Below are 23956 nucleotides of genomic sequence, written 5' to 3' on the forward strand. Positions count from 1 at the left end.
CCGGTGTCAGGCCGGCTTGGCCCCCATCAGGGCGAAGATCGCCAGCAGCAGGACCAGCAGTAGCGCGGCATAGGCGACCACGAAGCGCAGCAGGCGCTGCGGCACGTCACCCGCGGCGACCGCTTTCTGCCAGGCGCCCAGGCGATCGTGCAGCAGCAGGCCAAACAGCATCAGCAGGCCGAACAGCTTGGCGCTATACAGCAGCCAGCTGGCGCCCAGCGACAGGCCGACTAGGTGCACCAGCCACCAGCCGCTGACCGGCAGGCTCAGCGCCACCAGGCCCAGGGCCGGCAGGCTGTAGTGGCGGGTGACGCGCAGCTTGCGGCTGAGCACGGCGACGTCGCCCGCGCGATGCGCCTTCCACAGCATGAAGCAGTGGGCGACGACGCCGGCCAACAGCAGCACGGCGGGGATCAGGTGGGCGTACTTCAGCAACTGATAGTGTTCCATCACCGTGCTCCGTCAGCCGAGGAACAGCTTGTAGGCCGGGTTGTCGGTCTCGTTCCAGTAGGGGTAGCCGATCGCGTCGAAGGCTGCCGGAATCTGCTCGCGCTCCTCCGCCGGCACCTGCAGGGCGGCCAGCACGCGGCCGTCGGCGGCGCCGTGGTTGCGATAGTGGAACATGCTGATGTTCCAGCGTCCGCCCAGGCGGTTGAGGAAGTTGAACAGCGCGCCCGGGCGCTCGGGGAACTCGAAGCGGAACACCACCTCGTCCGACACCGCCGCCGCGTGGCCGCCCACGGTGTGGCGGATATGCAGCTTGGCCAGTTCGTTGTCGGTCAGGTCCAGTACCGGGAAGCCCTGCTCGCGCAGGCTCGCCACCAGCGCCTCGCGCGGGTCGTTCTCCGGGTGGGTCTGCACGCCGACGAAGATGTGCGCCTCGCGGTCGTTGTGGTAGCGGTAGTTGAACTCGGTGATCTGGCGTTTGCCGATCGCCTCGCAGAAGGCCTTGAAGCTGCCCGGGCGCTCGGGGATGGTCACGGCGATGATCGCCTCGCGCTTCTCGCCCAGTTCGGCGCGCTCGGCCACATGGCGCAGGCGGTCGAAGTTGATGTTGGCGCCGGAGTCGATACCGACCAGCACCTGGCCCTGCACGCCCTCGCGCTCCACGTACTTCTTGATTCCGGCCACGGCCAGGGCGCCGGCCGGCTCGGTGATCGAGCGGGTGTCGTCGTAGATGTCCTTGATCGCCGCGCAGATCTCGTCGGTGCTGACGGTGATCACCTCGTCCACATGCTGGCGGCAGACGTCGAAGCAGTGCGCGCCGATCTGCGCCACCGCCACGCCGTCGGCGAACAGCCCGACCTGCGGCAGCACTACGCGGGTGCCGGCGGCCATGGCCGCCTGCAGGCAGTTGGAGTCGTCCGGCTCGACGCCTAGGACCTTGATGTCCGGGCGCAGGTATTTGACGTAGGCGGCGATGCCGGCGATCAGGCCGCCGCCGCCGACCGGAACGAAGATGGCATCCAGCTGGCCCGGCTGCTGGCGCAGGATCTCCATGGCCACCGTGCCCTGCCCGGCGATCACCAGCGGGTCGTCGTAGGGGTGGATGTAGGTGTAGCCCTTCTCCTCCACCAGCTTCAGCGAATGCGCCAGCGCCTCGGGGAAGGCGTCGCCGTGCAGCACCACCTTGCCGCCGCGCGAGCGCACGCCCTGGACTTTCAGTTCCGGGGTGGTGCGCGGCATGACGATGGTCGCCTTCACGCCCAGATGCTTGGCCGCCAGGGCCAGGCCCTGGGCATGGTTGCCGGCCGAAGCGGTGACCACGCCGCGCTCCAGTTCCTCGGCGCTGAGCTGGGCCAGCTTGTTGTAGGCGCCGCGAATCTTGAACGAGTACACCGGCTGCAGATCCTCGCGCTTGAGCAGAATCTGGTTGCCCAGCCGCTCGGTGAGCTGGCGGGCGGATTGCAGCGGGGTTTCCACCGCGACGTCATAGACGCGCGAGGTGAGCATCATCTTCACGTACTGTTCGAGCATTGCGGGCGTTCTTATGCAAGGGTGGCGGGGCGAGCCAGTCTACCCCAGCGCGACGCGCCTGCGGGAGCCCGTGCAATGGCGGCTTGCCTACGCGGGCCGGCTGGCGTCCAATAGCGCCTTCCTCGGACAGGAGAACCGCATGCCCCGTCCCGCCAGCCCGCGCAAGCCCCGCGCCAGCAGCCAGGCGCGTATCGACCAGATTCTCGCGGCCGCCCGTGAACTGCTCGGCAGCCAGGGCTTCTCCGGCCTGACCATCTATGCGGTGGCCGAGCGCGCGGACATTCCGCCGTCTTCGGTGTACCACTTTTTCGCCAGCGTGCCGGCCCTGCTCGAGGCACTGACCGCCGACGTGCATGCCGCCTTTCGCGACTGCCTGCTGCAGCCGGTGGAGCACGCCGCGCTGCGCGACTGGCGCGATCTGTCGCGCATCGTCGAACAGCGCATGCTGAGCATCTATGCCGGTGACAGCGCCGCACGCCAGCTGATCCTGGCCCAGCACGGCCTGTCCGAGGTGACCCAGGCCGACCGCCAGCACGACCTGGAGCTGGGGCGCCTGATGCAGCAGTTGTTCGACCGCCACTTCCCGCTGCCGCAGCTGCCGGCCGACGTCGACGTGTTCGCCCTGGCCATGGAGCTGGGCGACCGGGTCTACGCCCGCTCCGTGCAGCTGCACGGCGAGATCACCCCGCGCCTGGCCGAGGAAGGCATGCGGGTGTTCGACGCCTATCTCGGCCTGTACCTGCCGCCGGCCCTGCCCAGACGCGAGCGGCCCCTGGGCTGATCGATATCTGTCGGCCTTCTGCTTCTGATGTGTTATCCGCGGCTATGCTGTTGCTGGCGCGGACGAAGAGCCCGTCTCAAGTGACTGCGAGTCGATATTTATCAGTGAGTAGGCATTTCATTCGTCTCGCTGTAGGGTATTGGCTCTTTTATTATCGATTTTTATCGGATATAAAGCAGGCGTTAGTCGTCTGTCCGACCCCGCGCGTCCCAGAACGGCTGGCCTTCGAACCCTCCACCGCTGCCGGGCCTCCCGAGGGGGCGGCGCTCTTCTCACGGACCATCGCTATGACCACACTCAACAGCACCCCCCGCGCCGACGGTTTCCGCATGCCCGCCGAGTGGGAACCGCACAGCCAGACCTGGATGGTCTGGCCCGAGCGCCCGGACAACTGGCGCCTCGGCGGCAAGCCGGCGCAGGCCGCCTTCGCCGCGGTGGCCAGGGCCATCGCCCAGTTCGAGCCGGTGACCGTCTGCGTCAGCGCCGGCCAGTACGAGAATGCCCGCGCGCGCCTCGGCGAGGACAATATCCGTCTGGTCGAGATCAGCACCGACGACGCCTGGGTGCGCGACACCGGGCCGACCTTCGTCACCAATAACGCCGGCGAAGTGCGCGGGGTGGACTGGACCTTCAACGCCTGGGGCGGCTTCGACGGCGGCCTGTACTGGCCCTGGCAGCGCGACGACCAGGTGGCGCGCAAGATTCTCGAGATCGAGCGCTGCGCCCGTTACCGCACCGAAGGCTTCGTGCTGGAGGGCGGCTCGATCCATGTCGACGGCGAGGGCACCCTGATCACCACCGAGGAGTGCCTGCTGAACCGCAACCGCAATCCGCACCTGGGCCGCGAAGAGATCGAGGCGCTGCTGCGCGAGCATCTGGCCATCGACACCGTGATCTGGCTGCCGGACGGCCTGTTCAACGACGAGACCGACGGCCATGTCGACAACTTCTGTTGCTACGTGCGTCCGGGCGAAGTGCTGCTGGCCTGGACCGACGACGCCAGCGACCCCAACTATCCGCGCTGCCAGGCGGCGATGAAGGTGCTGGAGGCGGCGCGCGACGCCAAGGGCCGGCAGCTGGTGGTGCACAAGATGCCGATTCCCGGGCCGATCCACGCGAGCGAAGAGGAGTGCGCCGGGGTCGACGCCGCCGATGGCAGCCAGGAGCGCGATCCGTCGATCCGCCTGGCCGGCTCCTACGTCAACTTCCTGATCGTCAACGGCGGCATCGTCGCGCCCAGGTTCGGCGATGCCAAGGACGCCGAGGCCGAGGCCATCCTCAGGCGCGTGTTCCCCGAGCACCGCGTGGTGATGGTGCCGGGCCGCGAGATCCTGCTCGGCGGCGGCAATATCCACTGCATCACCCAGCAGCAGCCGGCGCCGCAGCGCGGCTGATGGTTGCGAAGGCGGCGCCCGTATCTAGCGATACGGGCGTCGTCGTGCACGAGGGCTGGGGGTTGGCGCGGCGAAACGGCAGCAGGCGTTAACCGGGCGGGGCCTCGAGGGGGGCTCGCGCATCCCAGCTCGCCAGCAGTCCCGGCAGCTCGGTCAGGCGGCGGATCTGCGCGCTCGGCTCGGCCTCGCCGGTCCAGTCCTTGCCCTGCGGGTTGAACCAGATGGCGCGCAGGCCGGCGGCGCGGGCGCCGGCGATGTCGTCGCCGGGATGGTCGCCGATATGCACGGCCTCGGCGGCGTCCACCCCGGCGCGGCGCAGGGCGGTGCGGAAGGGTTGGGCGTCGGGCTTGCCGATACCCAGTTCCTCGGCGCTGACGGCGAAGCGGAAGTAGTCGGCGATGCCCAGGCGCGCGACCTCGGCATTGCCGTTGGTGATCACACCGAGGATATAGCGCCCGGCCAGGTGTTCGAGGGTGCGGTGCACATCGGGGAAGAACTCGACCCGGTGGCGCGCGGCGAGGAACACCTGGAAGCCCTGCTCGGCCAGCTCCCGGGCTTCGGCGTTCGGGTAGCCGGCATCCTCCAGGGCATGCAGCAGGATGCGCCGGCGCAGCTCGCTGAGGCGATGCTTGAGCATCGGCTCGGCGCCCAGCAGGCGCGCGCGGATGGCCCACAGGTGTTCGATCGGCACCGGTCCCAGGCGCGGCGCGGCGCTGGCCAGCCAGTCGCGCAGCGCCGCCTCGGCGCCGTGCATCACCGGGGTGACATCCCACAGGGTGTCGTCGAGGTCGAAGGTGACCAGGCGGATGCTCATGAGGATTCGCTCTTGCGTTTGGCCCTTGGGTGGGCGCCGTCGTAGACCTTGGCCAGGTGCTGGAAGTCCAGGTGGGTATAGACCTGGGTGGTGGCGATATCGGCGTGGCCGAGCAGCTCCTGCACGGCGCGCAGGTCCTGCGAGGACTCCAGCATATGGCTGGCGAAGGAGTGCCTGAGCATATGCGGATGCAGGTGCTGGCCCAGTTCGCGCACGCCGGCCTGGCGCACCCGCAGCTGCACCGCGCGCGGGGTCAGGCGCCGACCCTGGCGGCCGACGAACAGCGCGCCGTCCGCCGGGGCGCTCAGCGCGCGCAGCGGCAGCCAGGCCTCGATGGCCTCGCGCGCCTTGCGCCCGACCGGCAGCTCGCGGGCCTTGTTGCCCTTGCCGAGCACCCGCACCAGACCGGCGGAAAGGTCCAGCTGGCCGAGGTCCAGGCCGACCAGCTCGGACAGGCGCAGGCCGGAGGAGTAGAACAGCTCGAGCATGGCCTGGTCGCGGCGGGCGAGGAAGTCGTCCTCCACGCCGCCATCGAGCAGCTGCGCCGTGCGGTCGGCGTCCAGCGCGCGCGGCAGCCGGCGTTCGCCCTTGGGCGCGGACAGGCCGCTGGCCGGGTCGTGGCGGCACAGGCCTTCGCGACCCAGGTAGCGGTAGAAGCCGCGCAGCGCCGAGAGCAGCCGCGCCAGCGAGCGGCTGGACTGGCCCTGGGCGTGCAGGCGGGCGACGAAGCCGCGCAGGCTGCGGGTGTCGAGGTCGGCCCAGCTGGCGATGGCGTGCTTCTCGCACAGGGCCAGCACCTTGAGCAGGTCGCGGCGGTAGCCGTCGAGGGTGTGCGCGGACACCTGGCGCTCGCTGCGCAGGTGGTCGAGGTAGGCGTCTAGATCAGCGGCAAGCTTCAAGCTTCAAGCTCCAAGTGAAGCGGCGCGTGGCTGCTCTTGCGGCTTGCAGCTCGAGGCTTGCCGCTGCTTTCAACGTACCGAGCGCAGCGGCGCGGCGAAGCCGGGCAGGACGCGCGCCAGCACCTCGGCGACGTAGCCGAGGAACAGGGTGCCGAGGCTGCTCTTGTAGTGTTGCGGGTCCGGGCTGCCGATGGCCAGCACGCCGTGCAGGCCCTGGTGGCTGAGGCTGACCACGGCGGCCGAGCCGACCTGAGCGCCGTCGGCCGCACCGAAGAGGAATTCCAGCTCGTGCGGGCGCAGCACGCCGCAGGTGGTCTTGCCGGCGCCGAGCAGGCCGCCGATGGCCTGGTGGGCCTCGGCCGAGCTGACCGAGCGGCCGACGCCCAGCGGCGTCTCGCTGAACAGGATCAGACCGACGAAGGGCACCTGGAACTCATGGCGCAGGCTGTCCTCCACCGCACCGATCACCTCTTCCAGGCTGCCGGCGTCGAGCAGGTCGAGGACCAGGCGGCGGGTCTTGTCGAACAGGCGGTCGTTGTCGCGGGCCACGTCCATCAGCTGCGACAGGCGGTGGCGCATCTCGATGTTGCGTTCGCGCAGCAGGCGTACCTGGCGCTCGACCAGCGACACCGCAGTGCCGGGCTGGTGCGGAATGCGCAGCTCGGGGATCAGCTCCTCGTGGTCGACGAAGAATTCCGGGTGCTGGCGCAGGTAGGAGGCGACGGCTTCGGCATTCAGCGGAGTCTGATCCTGTTCACTCATAGACGAACCTGTCCTTCGTACACGCGAACGGCGGGTCCGGTCATCATAACCGGCTGGCCCGGGCCTGCCCACTCGATGGACAGTTTGCCGCCCGGCAGCTCCAGCTGCAGCGGCGAGTCCATCCAGCCCTGGCGGATGGCGGCCACCGCGGCGGCGCAGGCGCCGGTGCCGCAGGCCTGGGTCTCGCCGGCGCCGCGCTCCCACACGCGCAGGCGCGCCTGCTGGCGGTCGAGGATTTGCAGGAAGCCGACATTGACCCGCTGCGGGAAGCGCGGATGGTGTTCCAGCTTGGGGCCCAGCTCATGCACCGGTGCGCTGTCGACACAGTCGACGCGCAGCACGGCATGCGGGTTGCCCATGGACACGGCGGCCAGCGCGTGGCTCTGCCCGTCCACCTCGACCTGGTAGCTCAGCGCCTCGGTCTCGGCCTGGAACGGGATCAGCTTGGGCTCGAGGCGCGGCGCGCCCATGTCGACGGTGACCTGGCCGTCCGGGCGCAGGTTGAGTTCGATGATGCCGCCCTTGGTCTCCACGCGGATGCGCTTCTTCGCGGTCAGGCGCTTGTCCTGCACGAAGCGGGCGAAGCAGCGCGCGCCGTTGCCGCACTGCTCCACTTCCGAGCCGTCGGAGTTGAAGATGCGGTAGCGGAAGTCCACGTCCGGGTTGGTCGGTGCCTCGACCAGCAGCAGCTGGTCGAAGCCGATGCCGGTGTGGCGGTTGCCCCAGGCCTTGGCGTGCTTGGGCTGGATATGCGCGTGCTGGCTGATCAGGTCGAGGACCATGAAGTCGTTACCCAGGCCGTGCATCTTGGTGAAGCGCAGCAGCATGCTCAGGCCTCCCGGTCGGGCGGCAGCAGGCTCTCGCCAGCGTAGAGTTCCTCGATGCTCTCGCGGCGGCGCACCAGGTGCGCCTGTTCACCGTCCACCAGCACCTCGGCGGCGCGGCCGCGGGTGTTGTAGTTGGAGCTCATGACGAAACCATAGGCCCCGGCCGAGCGCACGGCCAGCAGGTCGCCTTCGGCCAGCACCAGCTCGCGGTTCTTGGCGAGGAAGTCGCCGGTCTCGCAGATCGGTCCGACCAGGTCGTAGTTGCGGGCTTCGCCCTGGCGCGGCTGCACCGCGGTAACGTCCATCCAGGCCTGGTACAGCGCCGGGCGGATCAGGTCGTTCATCGCCGCGTCGATGATGGCGAAGTCCTTGTGCGCGGTGTGCTTGAGGTACTCCACGCGGGTCAGCAGTGCGCCGGCGTTGGCCACGATGGAGCGGCCCGGCTCGAACACCAGGGCCAGGTCGCGGCCGGCAATGCGCTCGCGCACCGCCTTGATGTAGTCGCCGGCCAGCGGCGGCTGCTCGTCGCGATACTGCACGCCGAGGCCGCCGCCGAGGTCCAGGTGCTTGATGCGGATACCGCGCTCGGCCAGTTGGTCGATCAGCAGCAGCAGGCGCTCCAGGGCGTCGAGGAAGGGCGGTAGGCTGGTCAGCTGCGAGCCGATATGGCAGTCGACGCCGACCACCTCCAGGTTCGGCAGCGCGGCGGCGCGGGCATACACCTCGGGCGCCTGCTCGATGTCGATGCCGAACTTGTTTTCCTTGAGGCCGGTGGAGATGTAGGGGTGGGTGCCCGCGTCCACGTCCGGGTTGACCCGCAGCGAGATGGCCGCGGTCTTGCCCAGCTCGGCGGCGACCTGCTGCAGGCGCTCCAGCTCCTCGGTGGACTCGACGTTGAAGCAGTGCACGCCGATTTCCAGGGCGCGGCGCATATCGTCGCGGGTCTTGCCGACGCCGGAGAAGACGATCTTGGCAGGCTCGCCGCCGGCGGCCAGGACGCGCTCCAGTTCGCCACGCGAGACGATGTCGAAGCCGGCGCCGAGGCGCGCCAGCACGTTCAGCACGCCCAGGTTGGAGTTGGCCTTGACCGCGAAGCAGACCAGATGCGGCATGCCGGCCAGGGCATCGGCGTAGGCGTGGTACTGCGCCTCGATGTGGGCGCGGGAGTAGACGTAGGTGGGCGTGCCGAAGCGCTCGGCGATGGCGGACAGGGCCACGCCCTCCGCGAACAGTTGCCCGTCGCGGTTGGTAAAGGCTTGCATGGAACCCCCTTAGAGGAAGACGTCTTTGTCGCGTTCTTTGACGGTCTTGTCGTCGTCGGGCAAGTACAGCGGGCCTTTCTGGCCGCAACCGGCGAGAGCGCCGGCGAGCACGGCGAGGGCGATGAAGGGCAGCAGCAGGCGCTTCATGGTGGAGTCCTTTGCAAAATCGTGAATGGCCGGAGTATACCCACCCCCCGTGCCCTTGCCTATGCGCGCCCGACGGGGGCTGCGTCCCTCGCGCTGGCGCGTTCGGCTTGTCCGTGGCGGTGCTTTTACGGCTAGCATGGAGACTAAAAACACGGAGTCCCGATGGACGTTCCCGCCCCCATCGCCAGCTCGGTCTCGGTCGCCTATCTGCAGGGCCTGCTCGATTATCTGGAGCGCCAGGGCTTCTCCGCCGCCGAGCTGCTGGCCAAGGTCCAGCTGAACCCAGCCATCCTCGCCCAGCGCGATCAGCGCATCGCCATCAGCACCTACCTGCAACTGCTCGGCGAGGGCGTGCGCCTGACCGGCGACGACAACCTCGGCCTGCACCTCGGCGAGGCCATGCGCCCCGGCTATTACGGCGTGCTCGGCTACCTGATCATGAGTTGCGCGACCCTGGCCGACGCCCTGCATCGCCAGGCGCGCTACGCCGCGCTGGTCGGCAACCTGGGCCGCGTCGACCTGGACGAGGAGCCGCCGCGCCCGGGCCTGGAGCCACAGGTGACGCACAGCTGGGAGCCGCTGGTGCGCGAGCAGCAGCGCCAGCACAGCGAGGAGACCCTGGCCGGCTGGCTGACTTTCGGCCACTGGATCACCGGCCTGCAGATTCCGCCCACCGAAGTGCGCTTCCAGCATCCGGCCCCGGCCGACACCTCGGAGCACCGGCGCATCTTCGGCTGCCCGGTGCTGTTCGGCCAGGCCGACAACGCCCTGGTGTTTCCCAAGCGCCTGCTGAACACGCCTTTGGGCCAGGCCGACGCCCAGCTGCGCCAGTTGCTCGATGCCCACGCCGACCGCCTGCTTGGCCAGCTCAACCAGGGCCATAATGTGCTGGACCGCGCGCGCCGTGAACTGGCCCGGCAGTTGCCCGAACAGGGCGCCGATCTGGAACTGCTGGCGCACAGCCTGCAGCTGTCGCCGCGCACCCTGCAGCGGCGCCTGCGTGAGGCGGGCCTGTCGTTCAGCCAGCTGCTCGACGAGACCCGCCAGCAGCTGGTGCTGCACTACCTGCGCGACCCGGCCCTGGAGCTGGCGGAGATCGCCTTCCTGGTCGGCTTCAGCGAGGCCGGCTCGCTGGCCCGGGCCTTCCGGCGCTGGACCGGACAGAGTCCCGGCGCCTATCGCCAGGGCCTGCGTAGCTAGTCGCGCGGGGCGCGGCTAAACTGCGCACCCGCGGCGCCGGTCCGGCGCCCCCAGAGGACCCCGCAATGAGTTTGAGCGAATCCCTTTTCCACGAACTGGTCGATGCCGTGCAGCAGGCCGTGGAAGACATCTACGACGACAGCGACCTGGATCTCGACCTGGAGAACAGTGGCGGCGTACTGACCGTGCGTTTCGACAACGGCAGCCAGGTGATCCTCAGCCGCCAGGAACCGCTGCGCCAGCTGTGGGTGGCGGCGCGTTCCGGCGGCTTCCACTTCGACTACAACGACGAGCGCGGCCTGTGGATCTGCGATACCAGCGACGAACCGCTGGGCGAGCTGCTGGCCCGGGTGACCCGCGAGCAGGCCGGTGAAGAGCTCGAGTTCGACGAACTCTGAGGCGGTCGCCTCGCCCTGCCGGCGGCAGTGCTGCCTGGACGAGCGGGACATCTGCCTGGGCTGCGGCCGCAGCCTGGCCGAAATCCTCGAATGGGGCAGCGCGGACAACGAGCGCCGCCGCGCGATCTGCCAGGCCGCCCGCCAGCGCCTGAGGCCTTCGCCCTTCGGCGGATGACCGCGCGGTCTTGCTTATTGCCGGGCTTGTGGTAGCTTCAGACGGAAGCTGACCCATCGATCAAAACCCCGCCTTCGGGCGGGGTTTTGCTTTATCTGGCCCGAGGAGGACGCCCCACCCATGAGCAGCACCCCGCCGATCATCATCACCCGTCTCGACCTGCAGCGCCTGGAGCGCCTGCTCGACGCCCAGGAGGACTTCGGCCCGGGCGCCGAGGCGCTGGAGCGGGAGCTGGCGCGCGCCCTGGTGGTGGGCCACGACGAGGTGCCGGCCGGGGTGGTGACCATGAACTCACGGGTGCACTGCCGCGAGGAGGGCAGCGGCAAGGACTGGCACCTAACCCTGGTGTTCCCCGAGGACGCCGGCGGCGAGGGGCGGGTGTCGATCCTGGCGCCGGTCGGCAGTGCGCTGCTCGGCCTCTCCGTCGGCCAGCAGATCGACTGGCCCGGCCCGGCCGGCAAGTCGCTCAGGCTCAGCCTGCTGGCGGTGGAATACCAGCCCGAGGCGGCCGGCGCCTATCAGCGCTGAGGGCAGAGCCTCGCGCGCCTTGCCGCGGCTGGGCTAGAGTTGTTGAACTCACCACCGGCAAGGAGGCCGACAATGTCCAGCCTGCCCCTGTACTTCCCCGAGCACTTCTCCCTGGCGCGCGCGCGGCTCTGCGCCCAGCTGGTCGAGCAGGCCTACGCCCAGTACGGCCAGTGGCAGGCCCAGGATCGCCCGCGACGCCCGCAGGACTTCGTCTGGACGCCGCCGGATAGGCCCGGCTGGCGCTTCTCTCCGCCGATCTGGAGCATCCTCAGCGACCTGCGTTTCCTCAACGAGTCCGAGCCCTTCGGTTTCGCCGCCGCCAACGACCAGGGCGAGACTTTCCTGGTGCTGCGCGGCACCGAGTCGGCCCAGGACTGGCTGGACGACCTCGACCTGGCGCAGAAGCCCTGGCCCTGGAGCGACGGCCGGGGGCAGGTGCATGCCGGCTTCCTCAAGCTCTATGCCTCACTGCGCGACCTGGCCCTGGCGGCGCTCGACGGCCTGCAGCCGCAGGGGCCGCTGTGGGTCTGCGGGCACAGCCTGGGCAGCGCGCTGTCCAGCCTGGCGGTATTCGACCTGCACGAGCGCTGGCCGGACCAGGCGCTGCAGCACTACAACTTCGCCAGCCCGCGTCTGGCCGCGCCGGACTTCGCCACCGACTACAACGCGCTGGGCGTGCCGACCTTCCGCCTGGTCAACGACAGCGATCTGGTGCCCCAGGTGCCGGCGGTGGTGAGCGGCGAGTGGCTCTACCAGCATGTTGGCCTGGCGCTGACCTTCAGCGCCAGCTACGCCGGACTGGCCGCCAACCACAGCATGGCCGACTGCTACCTCTACGCGCTGCAGCACCCACAGGCACCGATGCGCGGCTGAGTCAGTCGCCGCCGCCTCCGCAGCCGCCGCCACAGCCGCCGCCATCGGCGGCGCCGTCGCCGGACGACCCGGAGTCGCCGCCGCAGCCACCGCCCGAGCCACAGCCGAAATGGCTGACGCAGAAGCCGCCGTCGGCCCCTATGGTGCCGGGCCGCGCGCCGCAGTCGCGGCTATAGCGGAAGCCGTCGGCGATACCCAGCTCCGCATCCAAGGCGAACAGCCAGGGCAGTTGCTGGGTATGTTGCGGTGATAGGTGCTGGCGTCGGCAGGCCAGCTGCCAGGCGCGGTGCAGTGCCTCCCGGGAATCCTGCGGCCGGGGCATCGCCTCGTTCGGCGTGTGATCGAGGAAGCTGCCCAGGCCCTGGCGGCAGAAGCTACGGTACTGGCGGGTATGCAGGATGAATTCGTGCCAGACCACATCCACCGCCTGCGAGGGCATGGCCACCATCTTGCGCCCGGCCAGGCGGCACAGCTGGAAGTACTCGCGCAGCCCGTGCAGCACCTCGTTGGCCTGTTGCGGGGTCAGTTGCGGGTAGCGTTCCAGCAGCTTGCTCTCCAGGCGCGCGGGAAAACGGTAGGCGTCGATGAAGCGCTCGCGGCTACGCTGCCGACCGGCGCGCCAGTAGTAGACGATGAACCACAGCAGTGCGATGGTCAGCAGGCTGGATGTGATGCTCATGGGGCTGTCCTTGGTTCAGGCGCTCTGCAGGGCGGCGTTCAGCGCCGCCTCCAGCTCGGCCTTGTAGCGCAGGTAGTGGATGGTCTGCGCCTGGCCCTCGCCGAGAACGCGCGACAGGTCCAGGTCGGTGAGGTAGCAGGGGTAGCGCTCGGCGCCGCGCCGCTGGGCGAGGATATGCCGGGCCACGGCGGCGAACAGCCCGGCGCCGTATTCCAGCTCGGAAAACTCGCGGTGGTTGCAGTACAGGGTGACCTGGACCCGGCCATGCTCGGCAGGCTCGACTATGGCCTGCACGTCGTAGAAGGAGTGCGCCACCGGCGCCTGCGGCGCGGCGCGGCGCTCCAGCTGCCTGGCGCGCTGCGGCGGCGCCGGCAGTACCTCGTAGTAGAGCAGGTCGAGGTTGGCCGGCGGCCGTGGGCTGTCCAGCGGCAGCAGGGCGTTGCGCCGGTACAGCACGGACTGCAGGAAGCGCTGCAGCGGGGTGAGCAGGCTCTGCTCGTCGCGGAACGGCAGGCGCTGGCGCCACAGTGCGTTGTGCTCGTCGAGCAGGGTTAGCTCGGCCTGGGCACCGTCGATACGGTAGAACACCTGGATGCACTCGGGACGGCCCTGCGGCAGGATCAGCGCCAGGTCCTCGTCCTCCAGGGCGAAGCGGTCCAGATACAGCGGGCTGTAGGCCGGCTGCTCCGCGCCCAGGTGCTCGATCAGGCTGGGCAGGTCGGCTAGGGCGGCGTGGCTGACCTGGCCCGGCTGCAGCTCCAGCACGTGGTAGTGCTGCTGGATCTGCAGCAGGTAGCGGCTGCCGGGGACGCCGGCCAGGCTGGCCAGGGTACCGTGGAACAGCTGCTCGACGCGCTGGGCGATGGCCTGGGCGCGGTTGCGGCAGAAGCAGCGCACCTGCAGGCGCGGCCGGCGGCCATTGGCCGGCAGGGCGTTGAGGTGGTCGCGCAGGCAGTCGAGCAGGGCGTTGGGGCCGTCGTAACGGCTGACCATCAGTTCGTTCCAGCTGTTCAGGGTCACCTGGTCGAGGGTCAGCACCAGGTTCTCGCGTACCCCGGAGTAGCCCAGCGAGTCGGTGCGCTCGCTGGTCAGGTGGACGTTGAGCTGGCTATGGGCCTTGAGCGGGTCGATGCCGACATTGATCAGCAGCAGCACCTCGGCCGGTTCGGCGGCGTGCAGCAGGGCATCCTCGGCCACCGGCGGCAGCGGCAGGGGGATGGCCTGCTGCAGGCTGGCCAGCAGGCTGGACAGTTCGTGCTCGCTCAGGTCGCTGTCGCCCGGGTGCAGCGACAGCCGCGTGCTGGCGTCGATCACGCCGTTGCGCTGGCTCCAGGCGAGCAGCTCGACCAGCTGGCGCGCGCGCTTGAGCGGGGCGAAGTCCGGCCATTCCTGGCCGTTCAGGCTGCCCGGGTAGAGCGCCCACAGGTTCTCGCCGCTGCCGTCCTGGCTGGGTGCCTGGACCAGGGTCAGGGTGTCCTCGGCCAGGTCCGGGGCGATGCCGGGGTTGATGAACTCGATCTTGCCGGCCTTGCGCTCGAAGGCGGCGTACAGGCGTCGGCCGAGCACGCCGAGGTCGCGGTTGTTGAGCGGGATGGCGGCCCGCTCGCTGCGGGCGAACTGCGACAGGAAGCGATAGCTGTAGGTCAGCTCGTTGACCAGGGCGCGGCGCTCGGCGCTGACCTGGCGCACCTTCCACTGGCTGCGGCTGTCGAGCATGGCCAGCTCGCGCGGGCTCCAGCGCCACTCGCCGGTCAGGCGCTCGAACAGCAGGCGCTGCCAGCTCTTGGCGTGCTGGCGCGGCGGCACGCTGAGCTTCTTGCCGATCTTCAGGTACAGGCAGCGGCGGATCAGTTCGAGGCGTTCCAGCTCGCCACGCTCGGTGAGGTATTCCTCCAGGCGGCGGTACACCACTATGTAGGGGTCCAGCTCGTCCAGCTCCAGGCGGCCCTCGTACACCGCGCGCTTGAAGCGCAGGCTGAGGCACTCCACGCGCGGGTGCTCGCTGGCGTAGACCTCGGTGAGCAGCAGCTTGAGCACCGACTTGTAGGGCGAGTCGATGCCCTTGAACAGCTGCCACATGCCGGCGCCGATGAACTCGCCGGGCGGAATATGCGCCAGGTGGCCGAGGTCGAGTACCTCCTCGGCGCGGACGAAGCGCTTGCTCAGCAGGGTATGGGTGTAGGCGCGGTAGTTGGCCTCCTCGTACACCGGCACCAGCCACCACAGCGGGGTGCGCCCGCCGAGCCAGATGGCGGTGCGGTAGAACTCGTCGAGCAGCAGATAGTGCTGAGTGGTGCCGCAGTCGTCGGAGGTCAGCTGGGCGTCGCGATCGCCGACGGTGTAGCGCGCCGGGTCGATCAGGAAGCAGTGCACCTCGGCGCCCTGGGTGGCGGCCCAGGCCTCCAGCAGGGCGCACTTGCGCTGCAATTCGGCGATGGCGCCGTCGGGCAGCAGGGGGTCGTGGCAGACCCACAGATCCATGTCGCTCTGTTCGGCCTGCGCCACCGTGCCCAGACTGCCCATCAGGTACAGGCCGAAGATCGGCGTCGCGGGCTTGCCGCCGAGACCGCCGCGGCGAGGCTTGTAGGAGAAGGAGCGGGTCAGGCGCTGGGCCTCGGCCAGGGTGGCCTCGTCCGGCTCGTAGCCGGACAGCCCGGCCGGGGTGGCGGCCGAGACATAGCCCGGCAGCAGCGGATGATTGACGTGGAACAGCAGTGGCAACAGCTTGAGCACCAGCTGTTGGCGGCTGGACAGGCCCTGGCGCGCGCGCTCCAGGCGCCCGGCGTTGACCTTGAGAAAGCGCGCGCGCAGCTGGGCGAGGACCTTGCGGTCGATGCCTTCGCGGATGTCGGGGCGGATCTCCAGGGTGCGCGTCATGTACTGCTCGAAGCCGGGGTTGGGCCAAGACTACCAGCGGCGCTCGGCGGCTGGCAGCTCCTGGCACTGTATCGGCGGTGCGAGCCCCGGGTGTAGGGTTCAGAGCCTGTTGTTAACGACGCACGGCAGCCTTTGAGCAGGCTCTCAGGCCGGTTGCGTGCGCAGGATGGTCAGCAGCGCCTGGGCATGCTCGGCGGCGTCCAGGCCCAGGCTGGTCAGGTAGCCGCCGTCGGCCTGGGTCACCAGCCCCTTGTCGTGCAGCCGGCCGATGGCGGCCTGGGCACGGGGCGAGGCGTTGTTGTGCACCTTGAGCCCCTCCTGGTGGTTGTCCAGGTTGTACAGGGCGAGGATTTCCAGCTCGGCGATCATCTCGGGGGTATAGGCCATGGGGGCTCCGTTTGTTCTTGTAGGGTGGCTCGCCTCAGTGTAGCCAGGCCCCCTCGCGTCCGTGTTGCCAGATATCGAGGATCTGCTGATAGCGGCCGTTGGCGCGGATGGCGCGCATGCCCTGGTCGAAGCGACGCAGCAGCTCGGGGGCATCCGGGTGCTGGCGCGAGAAGCTGATGAACAGCTGCGGGCGGTGCAGGGTGGCGACCACGGCGAACTGGTCGTGCAGCTCCGGGTGGTCGTCGAACAGGGCGCGGGCGGTGCCGCGATAGGCCACCATGAAGTCCACCCGGCCGTGTTGCAGCATGCGGAAGCCGTTGAGCTGGCGCCTGACCGGCACGCGCTTGAGTGGCGCGAAGCTCTCGAACGCGGGGCCATAGTCGTAGCCGCTGGTCACCGCCACCTTGCTCCCGGCGATCTGCTCCAGGCTGCGGATCGGCGCGGCCTCGTCGCGGCGGCTCCATAGCTCGACCCAGCCGCGGAACAGCGGCTCGCTCGGCAGCAGGTAGTCGCGGGTGGCGCGTGGGCCCGGCGAGGTGTTGAAGCAGGCAGGCAGCTTGCCGAGGCGGGTCAGCTCCATGCAGCGGGCATAGGGGTAGGGGCGCAGTTCGAAGGAGGTGCCGGCGGTCTCGAAGGCGGCGCGGACGATGTCCACCGACATGCCGACCACACGCCCGCCGCGGTACGCGGTGAAGGGGTACCAGTCGTCCTCGGCGCCTATCGTCAGGGCGCCGCACAGGGGGCTCAGCAGGCTTAGGGCGAAGGCGGCGCACAGGTGCCCTACGAGCCGGCGATACGAGGCTGCTAGCATGGCCATGCCTGCCACCATAACAGAGCCCCTGGGCCGGGGCGGCGCACTCGTCAGTTTTCCTCCGGCAGCTCCGGCAGCGCGCGCAGGGCCTGCTCGTACCAGGCGCCGTCGAAGGGCCGATCGTCGCGCAGCATGGCGTCGATCTCGTGGGCCAGCACCAGGGCCATCAGCTGCAGGATCTCCTCGCGCTCGTAGCCGACCAGGCTCAGCTTGTTGTACACGGCCTTGGCCGCCGGCGGGCTGTCCGCCTCCAGCTGGTTCTCGATGGCCTGGATCAGGGTCTGCTCGGCGAAGGCCTCGTCGTCGTGCTCGTCATGCGCGCTCATGCTGTTTCCTCGGTGGCGGGCCCGCAGTTTGCCATGCTGTGGCGGCGGTGGGGCCATTCAGCCCCTCGATGGAGCTTTCCTGGTCGCGGCGCCCGGCTATAACTGGGTTTTCCCTGCCCGGTACGTCGCCATGCTCAGACTCCACGGATTCGCCGTCAGCAACTATTACAACATGGTGCACCTGGCCCTGTTGGAGAAGGGCCTGGCGTTCGAGACCGTCGAGGTCTACGGCAGCCAGAGCGAGGAGTTTCTCGCCATCAGCCCGCGCGGCAAGGTGCCGGTGCTGCAGACCGAGCACGGCTACCTCAGCGAGACCGGCGCCATCCTCGACTACCTCGAGGATCTCGGCCAGGGCCGCCCGCTGTTGCCGGCAGAACCTTTCGCCCGCGCCCAGGTGCGCGCGCTGATGCGCGAGATAGAGCTGTACATCGAGCTGCCGGCGCGCAGCTGCTATGCCGAAGCCTTCTTCCGCATGCCGGTGGATGCGGCGATCAAGGACAAGGCGCGCGGCGAGCTGATGGCCGGTATCGCCACGCTCAAGCGCCACGGCCGCTTCGCCCCCTATGTGGCGGGCGAGCGGTTCGGCCTGGCCGATCTGTACTTCCTCTACAGCCTCGACCTGGCCGAGGTGGTGGCGCAGCGGCTGTTCGGTCTCGACCTGCTGGAAGGCTTCCCCGCCGCCCGCGCGTTGCTCGAACGGCTACAGCAGAACCCGCATGTGCAGATGATCGCCGCGCAGAAGGAGGCCGGCATGGCCGAGTTCATGGCGCATCTGCGCAGCAAGGCCTGAGGCTCAGGGGCAGGGCTTGCCGACGCCCTTGAGATCCAGCTGGAAGAACTGCAGGCGAAAGCCCGAGGCCTTGGCCTGCTCGCACAGCCTGGTGCTGTAGCCTCGGTAGTCGGCGATGAAGATCGGCTTGCCCTGAGCGCGCATGGCTGCATAGCCGGCGCATTCCTGGTACTGGTAGCAGCTCTCGTTGACCGCGAAGTCGAAATGCGTGGCCAGCTGCGGCAGCAGCTCGACGGCGTTCTTCAGGCCGGCGCTGAGGTTGCGTTTGTGCGCCTCGGCGGCCAGCCAGCGGTTGAAGTCGATCTGTTGGGTGCGGGTCAGCTTGAGACCGTTGTCGTTGCCGTAGCCGTCCACGTTGTCCGCGTCGACGCCGTCGCAGCCCTTGCTGCGGGCCAGGTCCAGGCGTTTGGCCAGCAGCTTGCGCACGTCGCCGCGGCGGATGTCCAGCCAGTACTCGCCCGGCCATTCGGGCAGGGCCTTGCCGATGGCCGCCTTGGGGAAGAGCTTGGCGTCCGGGCGCCAGTCCTCCCAGGTGCCGGCGCTGAAGTAGCAGATGACGATGCGGCCCTGGCCCTTGAGGCTGGTGATGCTCTGCCGCGAGGTGTCGTACAGGTCGATGTCGTAGACCAGGCGGTTGGGCGTGCGCAGTGTGCCGTCCAGCTGCATGTGCCAGCTGGCATTGGCCGGTATGGCCAACGGCGTGGCCCAGGCCTGGACGGCGAGCAGCAGGGGGGCGAGCGTGGCGAACAGGCGCATGGTGATCTCCAGGGTCAGGCGGCGGCGAAATCCAGCAGGGCCTGGCCGGTCAGGCGGTAGGGTATGCAGTCGTCCAGCGGGCGTGCGCCGAAGGACTGGTAGAAGTCCATCGCCGGCTTGTTCCAGTCCAGCACCAGCCATTCGAAGCGGCCACAATCGCGGCTGACGGCCAGGCGCGCCAGGTGCTGCAGCAGCGCCTTGCCCGCGCCACAGCCGCGATGTTCGGGGCTCACGTAGAGGTCGTCCAGATACAGGCCGTGCTTGCCCAGCCAGGTGGAGAAGCTGAAGAAGTAGACGGCGTAGCCGATCGGCACGCCGTCCTTCTCGCAGATCAGGGCGTAGGTGGTCGATCCTTCGCCGAACAGGTTGTCGCGCAGACCGGCCGCATCGGTTTTCACCTCATGCTCGGCATTGTCGAAGATGGCCAGATCGCGGATGAAGCGCAGGATCAGTTCGGCGTCGTCGGCCGTGGCGGTGCGGATATTCAGGGTCATTGGGGCATTCCTTGCTTGGGGGCCGCTTTCCCTCACCCTAGCCCTCTCCCGGAGGGAGAGGGGACAGGTCGGAGTGGGCCACGAGGACAGATGTTGGCTCGGGGCAACTCCCTCTCCCTGTGGAAGAGGGTGGGCGCTCTCGTCAGCGGCTGGCCAGCAGTTCCTTGCCGCGCGCCACGGCCGCGCGCACCTGGTTGGGCGCGGTGCCGCCGATATGGTCGCGGGCGCCCACCGAGCCTTCCAGGGTCAGCACGGCGAACACGTCGTCAGTGATCTCGCCGCTGAACTGGCGCAGCTCGTCCAGGCTCATCTCGGCCAGATCCTTGCCACTCTGCACGCCGTATTTCACCGCATGGCCGACGATCTCGTGGCAGTCGCGGAAGGGCAGGCCCTTGCGCACCAGATAGTCGGCCAAATCCGTTGCCGTCGAGAAGCCGCGCAGGGCCGCCTCGCGCATGATGTCCTTCTTCGGCTTGATCGCCGGGACCATATCGGCGAAGGCGCGCAGGCTGTCGCGCAGGGTGTCGGCGGCGTCGAACAGCGGCTCCTTGTCCTCCTGGTTGTCCTTGTTGTAGGCCAGCGGCTGGCCCTTCATCAGGGTCAGCAGGCCGGTCAGGGCGCCGAACACCCGGCCGCTCTTGCCGCGCACCAGCTCCGGCACGTCCGGGTTCTTCTTCTGCGGCATGATCGAGCTGCCGGTGCAGAAGCGGTCCGGCAGGTCGATGAACTGGAACTGGGCGCTGGTCCACAGCACCAGCTCCTCGGAGAAGCGCGACAGGTGCATCATCGCCAGGGAGGCGGCGGCGCAGAATTCGATGGCGAAGTCGCGGTCCGAGACGCCGTCCAGCGAGTTGCCGGAGACCGCCTCGAAGCCCAGCAGCTCACAGGTGATCTCGCGCTGGATCGGGTAGGTGGTGCCGGCCAGCGCGGCGCTGCCGAGCGGCATGCGGTTGACCCGCTTGCGGCAGTCGACCAGGCGCTCGTAGTCGCGCGAAAGCATCTCGAACCAGGCCAGCAGGTGGTGGCCGAAGGTCACCGGCTGGGCGGTCTGCAGATGGGTGAAGCCGGGCATGATGGTGTCGGCCTCGGCTTCCGCCAGGCCGAGCAGGCCCTGCTGCAGGCGGGTGATCTCGGCGAGGATGATGTCGATCTCGTCGCGCAGCCACAGGCGGATGTCGGTGGCCACCTGGTCGTTGCGCGAGCGGCCGGTGTGCAGCTTCTTGCCGGTCACGCCGATACGATCGGTCAGGCGCGCCTCGATATTCATATGCACGTCTTCCAGGTCGACGCGCCAGTCGAACTGGCCGGCCTCGATCTCGCCCTGGATGGTCTGCAGCCCGTCGATGATGCTGTCGCGCTCGCCGTCGCTGAGCACGCCGACCTTGGCCAGCATGGTGGCGTGGGCGATGGAACCCATGATGTCGTGGCGATACAGGCGCTTGTCGAAATCGACCGAGGCGGTGAAGCGGGCGACGAAGGCGTCGACGGGCTCGCTGAAGCGACCGCCCCAGGACTGGTTGGTTTTTTCGCTGCTCATGGCTGGACTCGCGGCAGGGCAGGCGCGGCGGCGCCTGCGAAACGGACAAAGTGTGCCGATAATAACAGCCTTGCCGGGAAAACCGAGGCCGCGTCGATCTGCAGGGGCCGTCACAGTTTTCAACGGCCAGCGGCATTTGGGGCCCTCTTTTGGCCCGGCCGGAGCGCTCTGGCTTGCCGCCCTGGGGGCCACACGAGGAAACTGCGCGGATGAAAATCAACTGGTTCAACCAGGGCCGTACCCTGGCCCCCGACGACGATTTCTTCCTGCCCGAACTGTGCGAGCCCGAGGCCCTGCTCGGCCTGGTGCTGCTGGCCGAGCTGCTGGTGCTGGTGCTGGTGCTGGCCGAGCCGATGCTGCCGGGCTTCAACTGGGTGCGCCTGGCGCTGACCTCACTGTTCGTGCAATGGATAGTGCTGCTCTCCGCCGCCCTGCTGTGCCGCCTGCGCCCGTTGCTGGCGCGCCTGCGCGCGGCGCTGGCCGGCAGCCTTTGCTGCGCCCTGGTGGTGGCCCTGACCCTGGCCTGCACGGCGGTGGCGGATTATTTCGAGCTGGGCGGCGCGCTGCCGCGCGACGGCGAGGTCAATCTGTACCTGCGCCATGCGCTGATCGGCCTGATCATGTCCGGCCTGATGCTGCGCTACTTCTACCTGCAGAGTCAGTGGCGCAGGCAGCAGCAGGCCGAGCTGAAGGCGCGCATCGAGTCGTTGCAGGCGCGCATCCGCCCGCACTTCCTGTTCAACAGCCTGAACAGCATCGCCAGCCTGGTGGCGCTCGACCCGCACAAGGCCGAGCAGGCGGTGCTCGATCTCTCCGACCTGTTCCGCGCCAGCCTGGCCACTCCCGGCACCCTGGTGCCCTGGCGCGACGAGCTGGAACTGGCCAGGCGCTACCTGTCGATCGAACACTACCGGCTCGGCGAGCGACTACAGTTGGAATGGCAGGTGGAGAATGTGCCGGCGGATCTGCCGATTCCCCAGCTGACCTTGCAGCCGCTGCTGGAGAATGCCCTGATCTACGGCATCCAGCCGCGCATCGAGGGCGGCCTGGTGCGGGTCGAGGCGGACTACCGGGACGGGGTGTTCCAGCTCAGCGTGAGCAACCCCTACCAAGAGAACGGCGAGCGTCAGGAGTCGCGCGGTACCCACCAGGCCCTGGTGAATATCGATGCGCGCCTGGCGGCACTGTTCGGGCCGGCGGCGAGTCTCAGTGTGGACCGCCGTGACGGACGCCACTTCACCTGTCTACGCTATCCTTGTTCGAGACTCATGCAGGAAGCCCGAGCAATATGAATGTGCTGATCGTCGATGACGAACCCCTTGCCCGCGAGCGCCTGATCCGCATGGTCGGCGAACTCGAGGGTTATCGTGTCCTCGAGCCCTCGGCCAGCAATGGCGAAGAAGCCCTGACGCTGATCGACAGCCTGCGACCCGATGTAGTCCTGCTGGACATCCGCATGCCCGGTCTCGATGGCCTGCAGGTGGCGGCCAAGCTGTGCGAGCGCGAGGCGCCGCCGGCGGTGATCTTCTGCACCGCCCACGACGAATTCGCCCTGGAGGCCTTCGACGTCAGCGCCGTCGGCTATCTGGTCAAGCCGGTGCGCGCCGAGGCCCTGGCCGCCGCGCTGAAGAAGGCCGAGCGACCCAACCGCGTGCAGCTCGCCGCGCTCACCCGCCCGGCCGCCGGCGGCAACGGTGCCGGCCCGCGCAGCCATATCAGCGCGCGCACCCGCAAGGGCATCGAGCTGATCCCGCTGGAGCAGGTGATCTTCTTCATCGCCGACCACAAGTACGTGACCCTGCGCCACGAGGGCGGCGAGGTGCTGCTCGACGAGCCGCTGAAGGCGCTGGAGGACGAGTTCGGCGAGCGCTTCGTGCGCATCCACCGCAACGCCCTGGTTGCCCGCGAGCGCATCGAGCGCCTGCAGCGCACGCCGCTGGGGCACTTCCAGCTCTACCTCAAGGGCCTCGGCGCCGACGCCCTGACCGTCAGCCGGCGTCATGTGGCCGGGGTGCGCAAGCTGATGCACAGCCTGTAGCCCGGCTCCGGCGCGACCAGGCGTGCGGCCCGACTCCAGTTTATCGATTGGCCTCACCCCGAGGACCGCCGTGGCGTCTGTCTTGCCTTAGCATTTTTGGCTATCGCCCTATCTCCTCTTGAACCATGCACCGCGCCGTCGCAGGTCGACACCCATCCAGGGCTGGACTAGGTTCAGTCGAAGACGCCCTGGTGCGGCCTGTCCATGAAGTAGGGGGTGACGAAATGGCTCGTCGCTTTCTCCAGTTCCTGATCCTCTTTCTGCTCGGCGCTATGTTCCTGCGCCCCGCCACGGCCGAGAACGGCTGGCAGGCGCTGCAGATCTACACCGAGGAATTCCCGCCCTACAACTACAGCGAGAGCGGCATCGCCCGCGGCATCGCCGTGGACGTGCTGCTGGAGGCCGCCGAGGCCGCCGGGCTGCCGCTGGAGCGCAAGGACATTCGCTCGCTGCCCTGGGCGCGGGGTTACCAGCTGGCACAGAAGGGGCCGGGCGTCCTGCTGTTCTCCATGACCCGCTCGCAGGCACGCGAACCGCTGTTCCAGTGGGTCGGGCCGATCATCGGCACGCGCGTCGCGCTGATCGCGCGCAAGGCGCGGGGGCTCAAGGTGAATGCGCCCGCCGACCTCGCCGCTTACAAGATCGGCGCGATCCGCGACGACATCGGCCATCTGCTGGTGCGCGACCTGGGTATCGCCGACCAGGACCTGCGCCTGTCGGCCAATGCCGTGTCGATCGCCAACATGCTGAGCAAGGACCGCATCGACCTGTGGGCCTACGACGAGACCACCGCGCTCTGGTTCATCAAGCGCCTGAGCCTGAACAGCGCCGACTACGAGACGGTCCATGTGCTGAAGGATGGCGAGATGTACTACGCCTTCAGTCGCGATGTGGACGCCGAACACCTGCGTCAGCTGCAGGTCGGTCTGGATCGCCTGAAGGGGCAGCGGCGCTACCTGGACATCATCAACCAGTACAAGTAGCCGCCCGCCGCGCCGTTCCCCGGCAGACCGCGACATCCGCATCGCCATCATGCTGTTGCCTGACCGCTGCAAGCACGAAATCGCATCGTTCGCCTTGCCCAACCAACCGTTCGGCGATTAGGGAAGGTCTGAAGTAGAGCGGTTTTTCTGGCTGACTTCGGCCTTCGCCAATTTTGAAAGCGGCCAGTGGGTCAAAATCGACCAGATGGCTCGCTCATTTCGGTGTTTCTGGCCGCCGCAA

The 23956-nt window shown here is 68.7% G+C and carries 27 protein-coding genes; 11 read left to right on the forward strand and 16 right to left on the reverse strand.

Features of this window, described 5'->3' with window-relative positions:
- Window positions 1-6 precede the first annotated feature (6 nt).
- Window positions 7-450 carry a DUF2269 family protein gene (locus tag AAFN46_RS16440; protein WP_347809773.1) on the reverse strand — a complete coding sequence of 148 codons (444 nt, stop codon included), beginning with the start codon at window positions 448-450 and terminating at the stop codon, window positions 7-9.
- Window positions 451-462: 12 nt separating this feature from the next.
- A complete protein-coding gene (ilvA, locus tag AAFN46_RS16445; protein ID WP_347809774.1) occupies window positions 463-1977 on the reverse strand; it encodes a threonine ammonia-lyase, biosynthetic in 1515 nt (504 codons plus the stop codon).
- Between the two features lie 139 nt (window positions 1978-2116).
- Here ilvA and AAFN46_RS16450 point away from each other — a divergent pair, with 139 nt between their 5' ends.
- Together AAFN46_RS16450 and aguA are read left to right on the forward strand one after the other, a co-directional pair.
- Complete coding sequence (locus AAFN46_RS16450) at window positions 2117-2758, forward strand: TetR/AcrR family transcriptional regulator (RefSeq protein ID WP_347809775.1); 642 nt, start codon at window positions 2117-2119, stop codon at window positions 2756-2758.
- Window positions 2759-3045: 287 nt separating this feature from the next.
- Window positions 3046-4152 carry an agmatine deiminase gene (gene aguA, locus AAFN46_RS16455; RefSeq protein ID WP_347809776.1) on the forward strand — a complete coding sequence of 369 codons (1107 nt, stop codon included), beginning with the start codon at window positions 3046-3048 and terminating at the stop codon, window positions 4150-4152.
- 88 nt (window positions 4153-4240) lie between these two features.
- Here the strand turns inward: aguA and AAFN46_RS16460 are convergent, their stop codons facing one another.
- The 6 genes from AAFN46_RS16460 to AAFN46_RS16485 form a co-directional block, all read right to left on the reverse strand.
- Window positions 4241-4966: an HAD family hydrolase gene (locus tag AAFN46_RS16460; protein ID WP_347809777.1), complete on the reverse strand. Its 726-nt coding sequence runs from the start codon at window positions 4964-4966 to the stop codon at window positions 4241-4243.
- Window positions 4963-5865 (reverse strand): tyrosine recombinase XerC, encoded by a 903-nt coding sequence (xerC, locus tag AAFN46_RS16465; RefSeq protein WP_347809778.1) that lies wholly within the window; start codon window positions 5863-5865, stop codon window positions 4963-4965. Before xerC ends, AAFN46_RS16460 begins: the two co-directional genes overlap by 4 nt.
- A 69-nt stretch (window positions 5866-5934) precedes the next feature.
- Entirely contained in the window at window positions 5935-6627 is a 693-nt protein-coding gene (locus AAFN46_RS16470; protein WP_347809779.1) for a DUF484 family protein, read from the reverse strand.
- Window positions 6624-7454, reverse strand: a complete 831-nt coding sequence (gene dapF, locus AAFN46_RS16475; RefSeq protein ID WP_347809780.1) for a diaminopimelate epimerase — start codon at window positions 7452-7454, stop codon at window positions 6624-6626. The genes AAFN46_RS16470 and dapF overlap by 4 nt, the downstream gene beginning before the upstream one ends.
- A gap of 2 nt (window positions 7455-7456) precedes the next feature.
- Complete coding sequence (gene lysA / locus AAFN46_RS16480; protein ID WP_347809781.1) at window positions 7457-8716, reverse strand: diaminopimelate decarboxylase; 1260 nt, start codon at window positions 8714-8716, stop codon at window positions 7457-7459.
- Between the two features lie 9 nt (window positions 8717-8725).
- Window positions 8726-8863 (reverse strand): lipoprotein, encoded by a 138-nt coding sequence (locus AAFN46_RS16485; protein ID WP_347809782.1) that lies wholly within the window; start codon window positions 8861-8863, stop codon window positions 8726-8728.
- A gap of 162 nt (window positions 8864-9025) precedes the next feature.
- Here AAFN46_RS16485 and AAFN46_RS16490 point away from each other — a divergent pair, with 162 nt between their 5' ends.
- The 5 genes from AAFN46_RS16490 (at window position 9026) to AAFN46_RS16510 (ending at window position 12037) form a co-directional block, all read left to right on the forward strand.
- Entirely contained in the window at window positions 9026-10063 is a 1038-nt protein-coding gene (locus AAFN46_RS16490; protein WP_347809783.1) for an AraC family transcriptional regulator, read from the forward strand.
- A 65-nt stretch (window positions 10064-10128) separates the two neighbouring features.
- Complete coding sequence (gene cyaY / locus AAFN46_RS16495; RefSeq protein WP_347809784.1) at window positions 10129-10461, forward strand: iron donor protein CyaY; 333 nt, start codon at window positions 10129-10131, stop codon at window positions 10459-10461.
- Window positions 10433-10636 carry a DUF1289 domain-containing protein gene (locus AAFN46_RS16500; protein ID WP_347809785.1) on the forward strand — a complete coding sequence of 68 codons (204 nt, stop codon included), beginning with the start codon at window positions 10433-10435 and terminating at the stop codon, window positions 10634-10636. The genes cyaY and AAFN46_RS16500 overlap by 29 nt, the downstream gene beginning before the upstream one ends.
- A 120-nt stretch (window positions 10637-10756) precedes the next feature.
- Complete coding sequence (gene rnk / locus AAFN46_RS16505) at window positions 10757-11164, forward strand: nucleoside diphosphate kinase regulator (protein WP_347809786.1); 408 nt, start codon at window positions 10757-10759, stop codon at window positions 11162-11164.
- A 72-nt stretch (window positions 11165-11236) separates the two neighbouring features.
- Window positions 11237-12037, forward strand: coding sequence for a lipase family protein (locus AAFN46_RS16510; RefSeq protein ID WP_347809787.1), 801 nt, complete (start codon window positions 11237-11239; stop codon window positions 12035-12037).
- A gap of 1 nt (window position 12038) precedes the next feature.
- Here the strand turns inward: AAFN46_RS16510 and AAFN46_RS16515 are convergent, their stop codons facing one another.
- From AAFN46_RS16515 to AAFN46_RS16535, 5 genes are all read right to left on the reverse strand, one after another.
- Window positions 12039-12716 (reverse strand): hypothetical protein, encoded by a 678-nt coding sequence (locus tag AAFN46_RS16515; RefSeq protein ID WP_347809788.1) that lies wholly within the window; start codon window positions 12714-12716, stop codon window positions 12039-12041.
- A 15-nt stretch (window positions 12717-12731) separates the two neighbouring features.
- Window positions 12732-15593: a class I adenylate cyclase gene (locus AAFN46_RS16520; protein WP_347809789.1), complete on the reverse strand. Its 2862-nt coding sequence runs from the start codon at window positions 15591-15593 to the stop codon at window positions 12732-12734.
- A 144-nt stretch (window positions 15594-15737) separates the two neighbouring features.
- Window positions 15738-15980, reverse strand: a complete 243-nt coding sequence (locus AAFN46_RS16525; protein WP_347809790.1) for a TIGR02647 family protein — start codon at window positions 15978-15980, stop codon at window positions 15738-15740.
- Window positions 15981-16014: 34 nt separating this feature from the next.
- A complete protein-coding gene (locus AAFN46_RS16530; RefSeq protein ID WP_347809791.1) occupies window positions 16015-16797 on the reverse strand; it encodes a transporter substrate-binding domain-containing protein in 783 nt (260 codons plus the stop codon).
- Between the two features lie 44 nt (window positions 16798-16841).
- The gene (locus AAFN46_RS16535) at window positions 16842-17117 is read right to left on the reverse strand and encodes a hypothetical protein (RefSeq protein ID WP_347809792.1); all 276 of its coding nucleotides are present in this window, start codon (window positions 17115-17117) and stop codon (window positions 16842-16844) included.
- A gap of 130 nt (window positions 17118-17247) precedes the next feature.
- On the opposite strand from AAFN46_RS16535, the gene AAFN46_RS16540 reads away from it, so the two are divergent.
- Window positions 17248-17907 carry a glutathione S-transferase gene (locus AAFN46_RS16540; protein ID WP_347809793.1) on the forward strand — a complete coding sequence of 220 codons (660 nt, stop codon included), beginning with the start codon at window positions 17248-17250 and terminating at the stop codon, window positions 17905-17907.
- Between the two features lie 3 nt (window positions 17908-17910).
- On the opposite strand, the gene AAFN46_RS16545 is transcribed toward AAFN46_RS16540, so the two are convergent.
- From AAFN46_RS16545 to argH, 3 genes are all read right to left on the reverse strand, one after another.
- On the reverse strand, window positions 17911-18663 hold the full coding sequence (locus AAFN46_RS16545) for an endo alpha-1,4 polygalactosaminidase (RefSeq protein ID WP_347809794.1): 753 nt from the start codon (window positions 18661-18663) through the stop codon (window positions 17911-17913).
- A 14-nt stretch (window positions 18664-18677) separates the two neighbouring features.
- Window positions 18678-19157: a GNAT family N-acetyltransferase gene (locus AAFN46_RS16550; protein WP_347809795.1), complete on the reverse strand. Its 480-nt coding sequence runs from the start codon at window positions 19155-19157 to the stop codon at window positions 18678-18680.
- Window positions 19158-19299: 142 nt separating this feature from the next.
- On the reverse strand, window positions 19300-20694 hold the full coding sequence (gene argH / locus AAFN46_RS16555; RefSeq protein ID WP_347809796.1) for an argininosuccinate lyase: 1395 nt from the start codon (window positions 20692-20694) through the stop codon (window positions 19300-19302).
- 209 nt (window positions 20695-20903) lie between these two features.
- On the opposite strand from argH, the gene AAFN46_RS16560 reads away from it, so the two are divergent.
- The 3 genes from AAFN46_RS16560 (at window position 20904) to AAFN46_RS16570 (ending at window position 23715) form a co-directional block, all read left to right on the forward strand.
- Entirely contained in the window at window positions 20904-21986 is a 1083-nt protein-coding gene (locus tag AAFN46_RS16560; RefSeq protein WP_347809797.1) for a sensor histidine kinase, read from the forward strand.
- Window positions 21983-22732, forward strand: a complete 750-nt coding sequence (locus AAFN46_RS16565) for a LytTR family DNA-binding domain-containing protein (protein WP_347809798.1) — start codon at window positions 21983-21985, stop codon at window positions 22730-22732. Before AAFN46_RS16560 ends, AAFN46_RS16565 begins: the two co-directional genes overlap by 4 nt.
- Before the next feature lie 224 nt (window positions 22733-22956).
- Window positions 22957-23715 (forward strand): transporter substrate-binding domain-containing protein, encoded by a 759-nt coding sequence (locus tag AAFN46_RS16570; protein WP_347809799.1) that lies wholly within the window; start codon window positions 22957-22959, stop codon window positions 23713-23715.
- The last annotated feature ends 241 nt before the right edge of the window (window positions 23716-23956 follow it).

Source organism: Pseudomonas sp. CAU 1711, assembly GCF_039888625.1.
Lineage (GTDB): Bacteria > Pseudomonadota > Gammaproteobacteria > Pseudomonadales > Pseudomonadaceae > Aquipseudomonas.

Bases quoted from the DNA above. Each gene is read 5' to 3' on its own strand.
- AAFN46_RS16490 (WP_347809783.1), top strand. From the start codon at position 9,026: ATGGACGTTCCCGCCCCCATCGCCAGCTCGGTCTCGGTCGCCTATCTG.
- AAFN46_RS16535 (WP_347809792.1), bottom strand. From the start codon at position 17,117: ATGAGCGCGCATGACGAGCACGACGACGAGGCCTTCGCCGAGCAGACC.
- AAFN46_RS16560 (WP_347809797.1), top strand. From the start codon at position 20,904: ATGAAAATCAACTGGTTCAACCAGGGCCGTACCCTGGCCCCCGACGAC.
- AAFN46_RS16550 (WP_347809795.1), bottom strand. From the start codon at position 19,157: ATGACCCTGAATATCCGCACCGCCACGGCCGACGACGCCGAACTGATC.
- AAFN46_RS16510 (WP_347809787.1), top strand. From the start codon at position 11,237: ATGTCCAGCCTGCCCCTGTACTTCCCCGAGCACTTCTCCCTGGCGCGC.
- dapF (WP_347809780.1), bottom strand. From the start codon at position 7,454: ATGCTGCTGCGCTTCACCAAGATGCACGGCCTGGGTAACGACTTCATG.
- cyaY (WP_347809784.1), top strand. From the start codon at position 10,129: ATGAGTTTGAGCGAATCCCTTTTCCACGAACTGGTCGATGCCGTGCAG.
- AAFN46_RS16565 (WP_347809798.1), top strand. From the start codon at position 21,983: ATGAATGTGCTGATCGTCGATGACGAACCCCTTGCCCGCGAGCGCCTG.
- lysA (WP_347809781.1), bottom strand. From the start codon at position 8,716: ATGCAAGCCTTTACCAACCGCGACGGGCAACTGTTCGCGGAGGGCGTG.
- AAFN46_RS16520 (WP_347809789.1), bottom strand. From the start codon at position 15,593: ATGACGCGCACCCTGGAGATCCGCCCCGACATCCGCGAAGGCATCGAC.
- AAFN46_RS16450 (WP_347809775.1), top strand. From the start codon at position 2,117: ATGCCCCGTCCCGCCAGCCCGCGCAAGCCCCGCGCCAGCAGCCAGGCG.
- AAFN46_RS16485 (WP_347809782.1), bottom strand. From the start codon at position 8,863: ATGAAGCGCCTGCTGCTGCCCTTCATCGCCCTCGCCGTGCTCGCCGGC.
- AAFN46_RS16540 (WP_347809793.1), top strand. From the start codon at position 17,248: ATGCTCAGACTCCACGGATTCGCCGTCAGCAACTATTACAACATGGTG.
- ilvA (WP_347809774.1), bottom strand. From the start codon at position 1,977: ATGCTCGAACAGTACGTGAAGATGATGCTCACCTCGCGCGTCTATGAC.
- AAFN46_RS16570 (WP_347809799.1), top strand. From the start codon at position 22,957: ATGGCTCGTCGCTTTCTCCAGTTCCTGATCCTCTTTCTGCTCGGCGCT.
- rnk (WP_347809786.1), top strand. From the start codon at position 10,757: ATGAGCAGCACCCCGCCGATCATCATCACCCGTCTCGACCTGCAGCGC.
- AAFN46_RS16460 (WP_347809777.1), bottom strand. From the start codon at position 4,966: ATGAGCATCCGCCTGGTCACCTTCGACCTCGACGACACCCTGTGGGAT.
- AAFN46_RS16530 (WP_347809791.1), bottom strand. From the start codon at position 16,797: ATGGCCATGCTAGCAGCCTCGTATCGCCGGCTCGTAGGGCACCTGTGC.
- argH (WP_347809796.1), bottom strand. From the start codon at position 20,694: ATGAGCAGCGAAAAAACCAACCAGTCCTGGGGCGGTCGCTTCAGCGAG.
- AAFN46_RS16515 (WP_347809788.1), bottom strand. From the start codon at position 12,716: ATGAGCATCACATCCAGCCTGCTGACCATCGCACTGCTGTGGTTCATC.
- AAFN46_RS16470 (WP_347809779.1), bottom strand. From the start codon at position 6,627: ATGAGTGAACAGGATCAGACTCCGCTGAATGCCGAAGCCGTCGCCTCC.
- aguA (WP_347809776.1), top strand. From the start codon at position 3,046: ATGACCACACTCAACAGCACCCCCCGCGCCGACGGTTTCCGCATGCCC.
- AAFN46_RS16440 (WP_347809773.1), bottom strand. From the start codon at position 450: ATGGAACACTATCAGTTGCTGAAGTACGCCCACCTGATCCCCGCCGTG.
- AAFN46_RS16525 (WP_347809790.1), bottom strand. From the start codon at position 15,980: ATGGCCTATACCCCCGAGATGATCGCCGAGCTGGAAATCCTCGCCCTG.
- AAFN46_RS16545 (WP_347809794.1), bottom strand. From the start codon at position 18,663: ATGCGCCTGTTCGCCACGCTCGCCCCCCTGCTGCTCGCCGTCCAGGCC.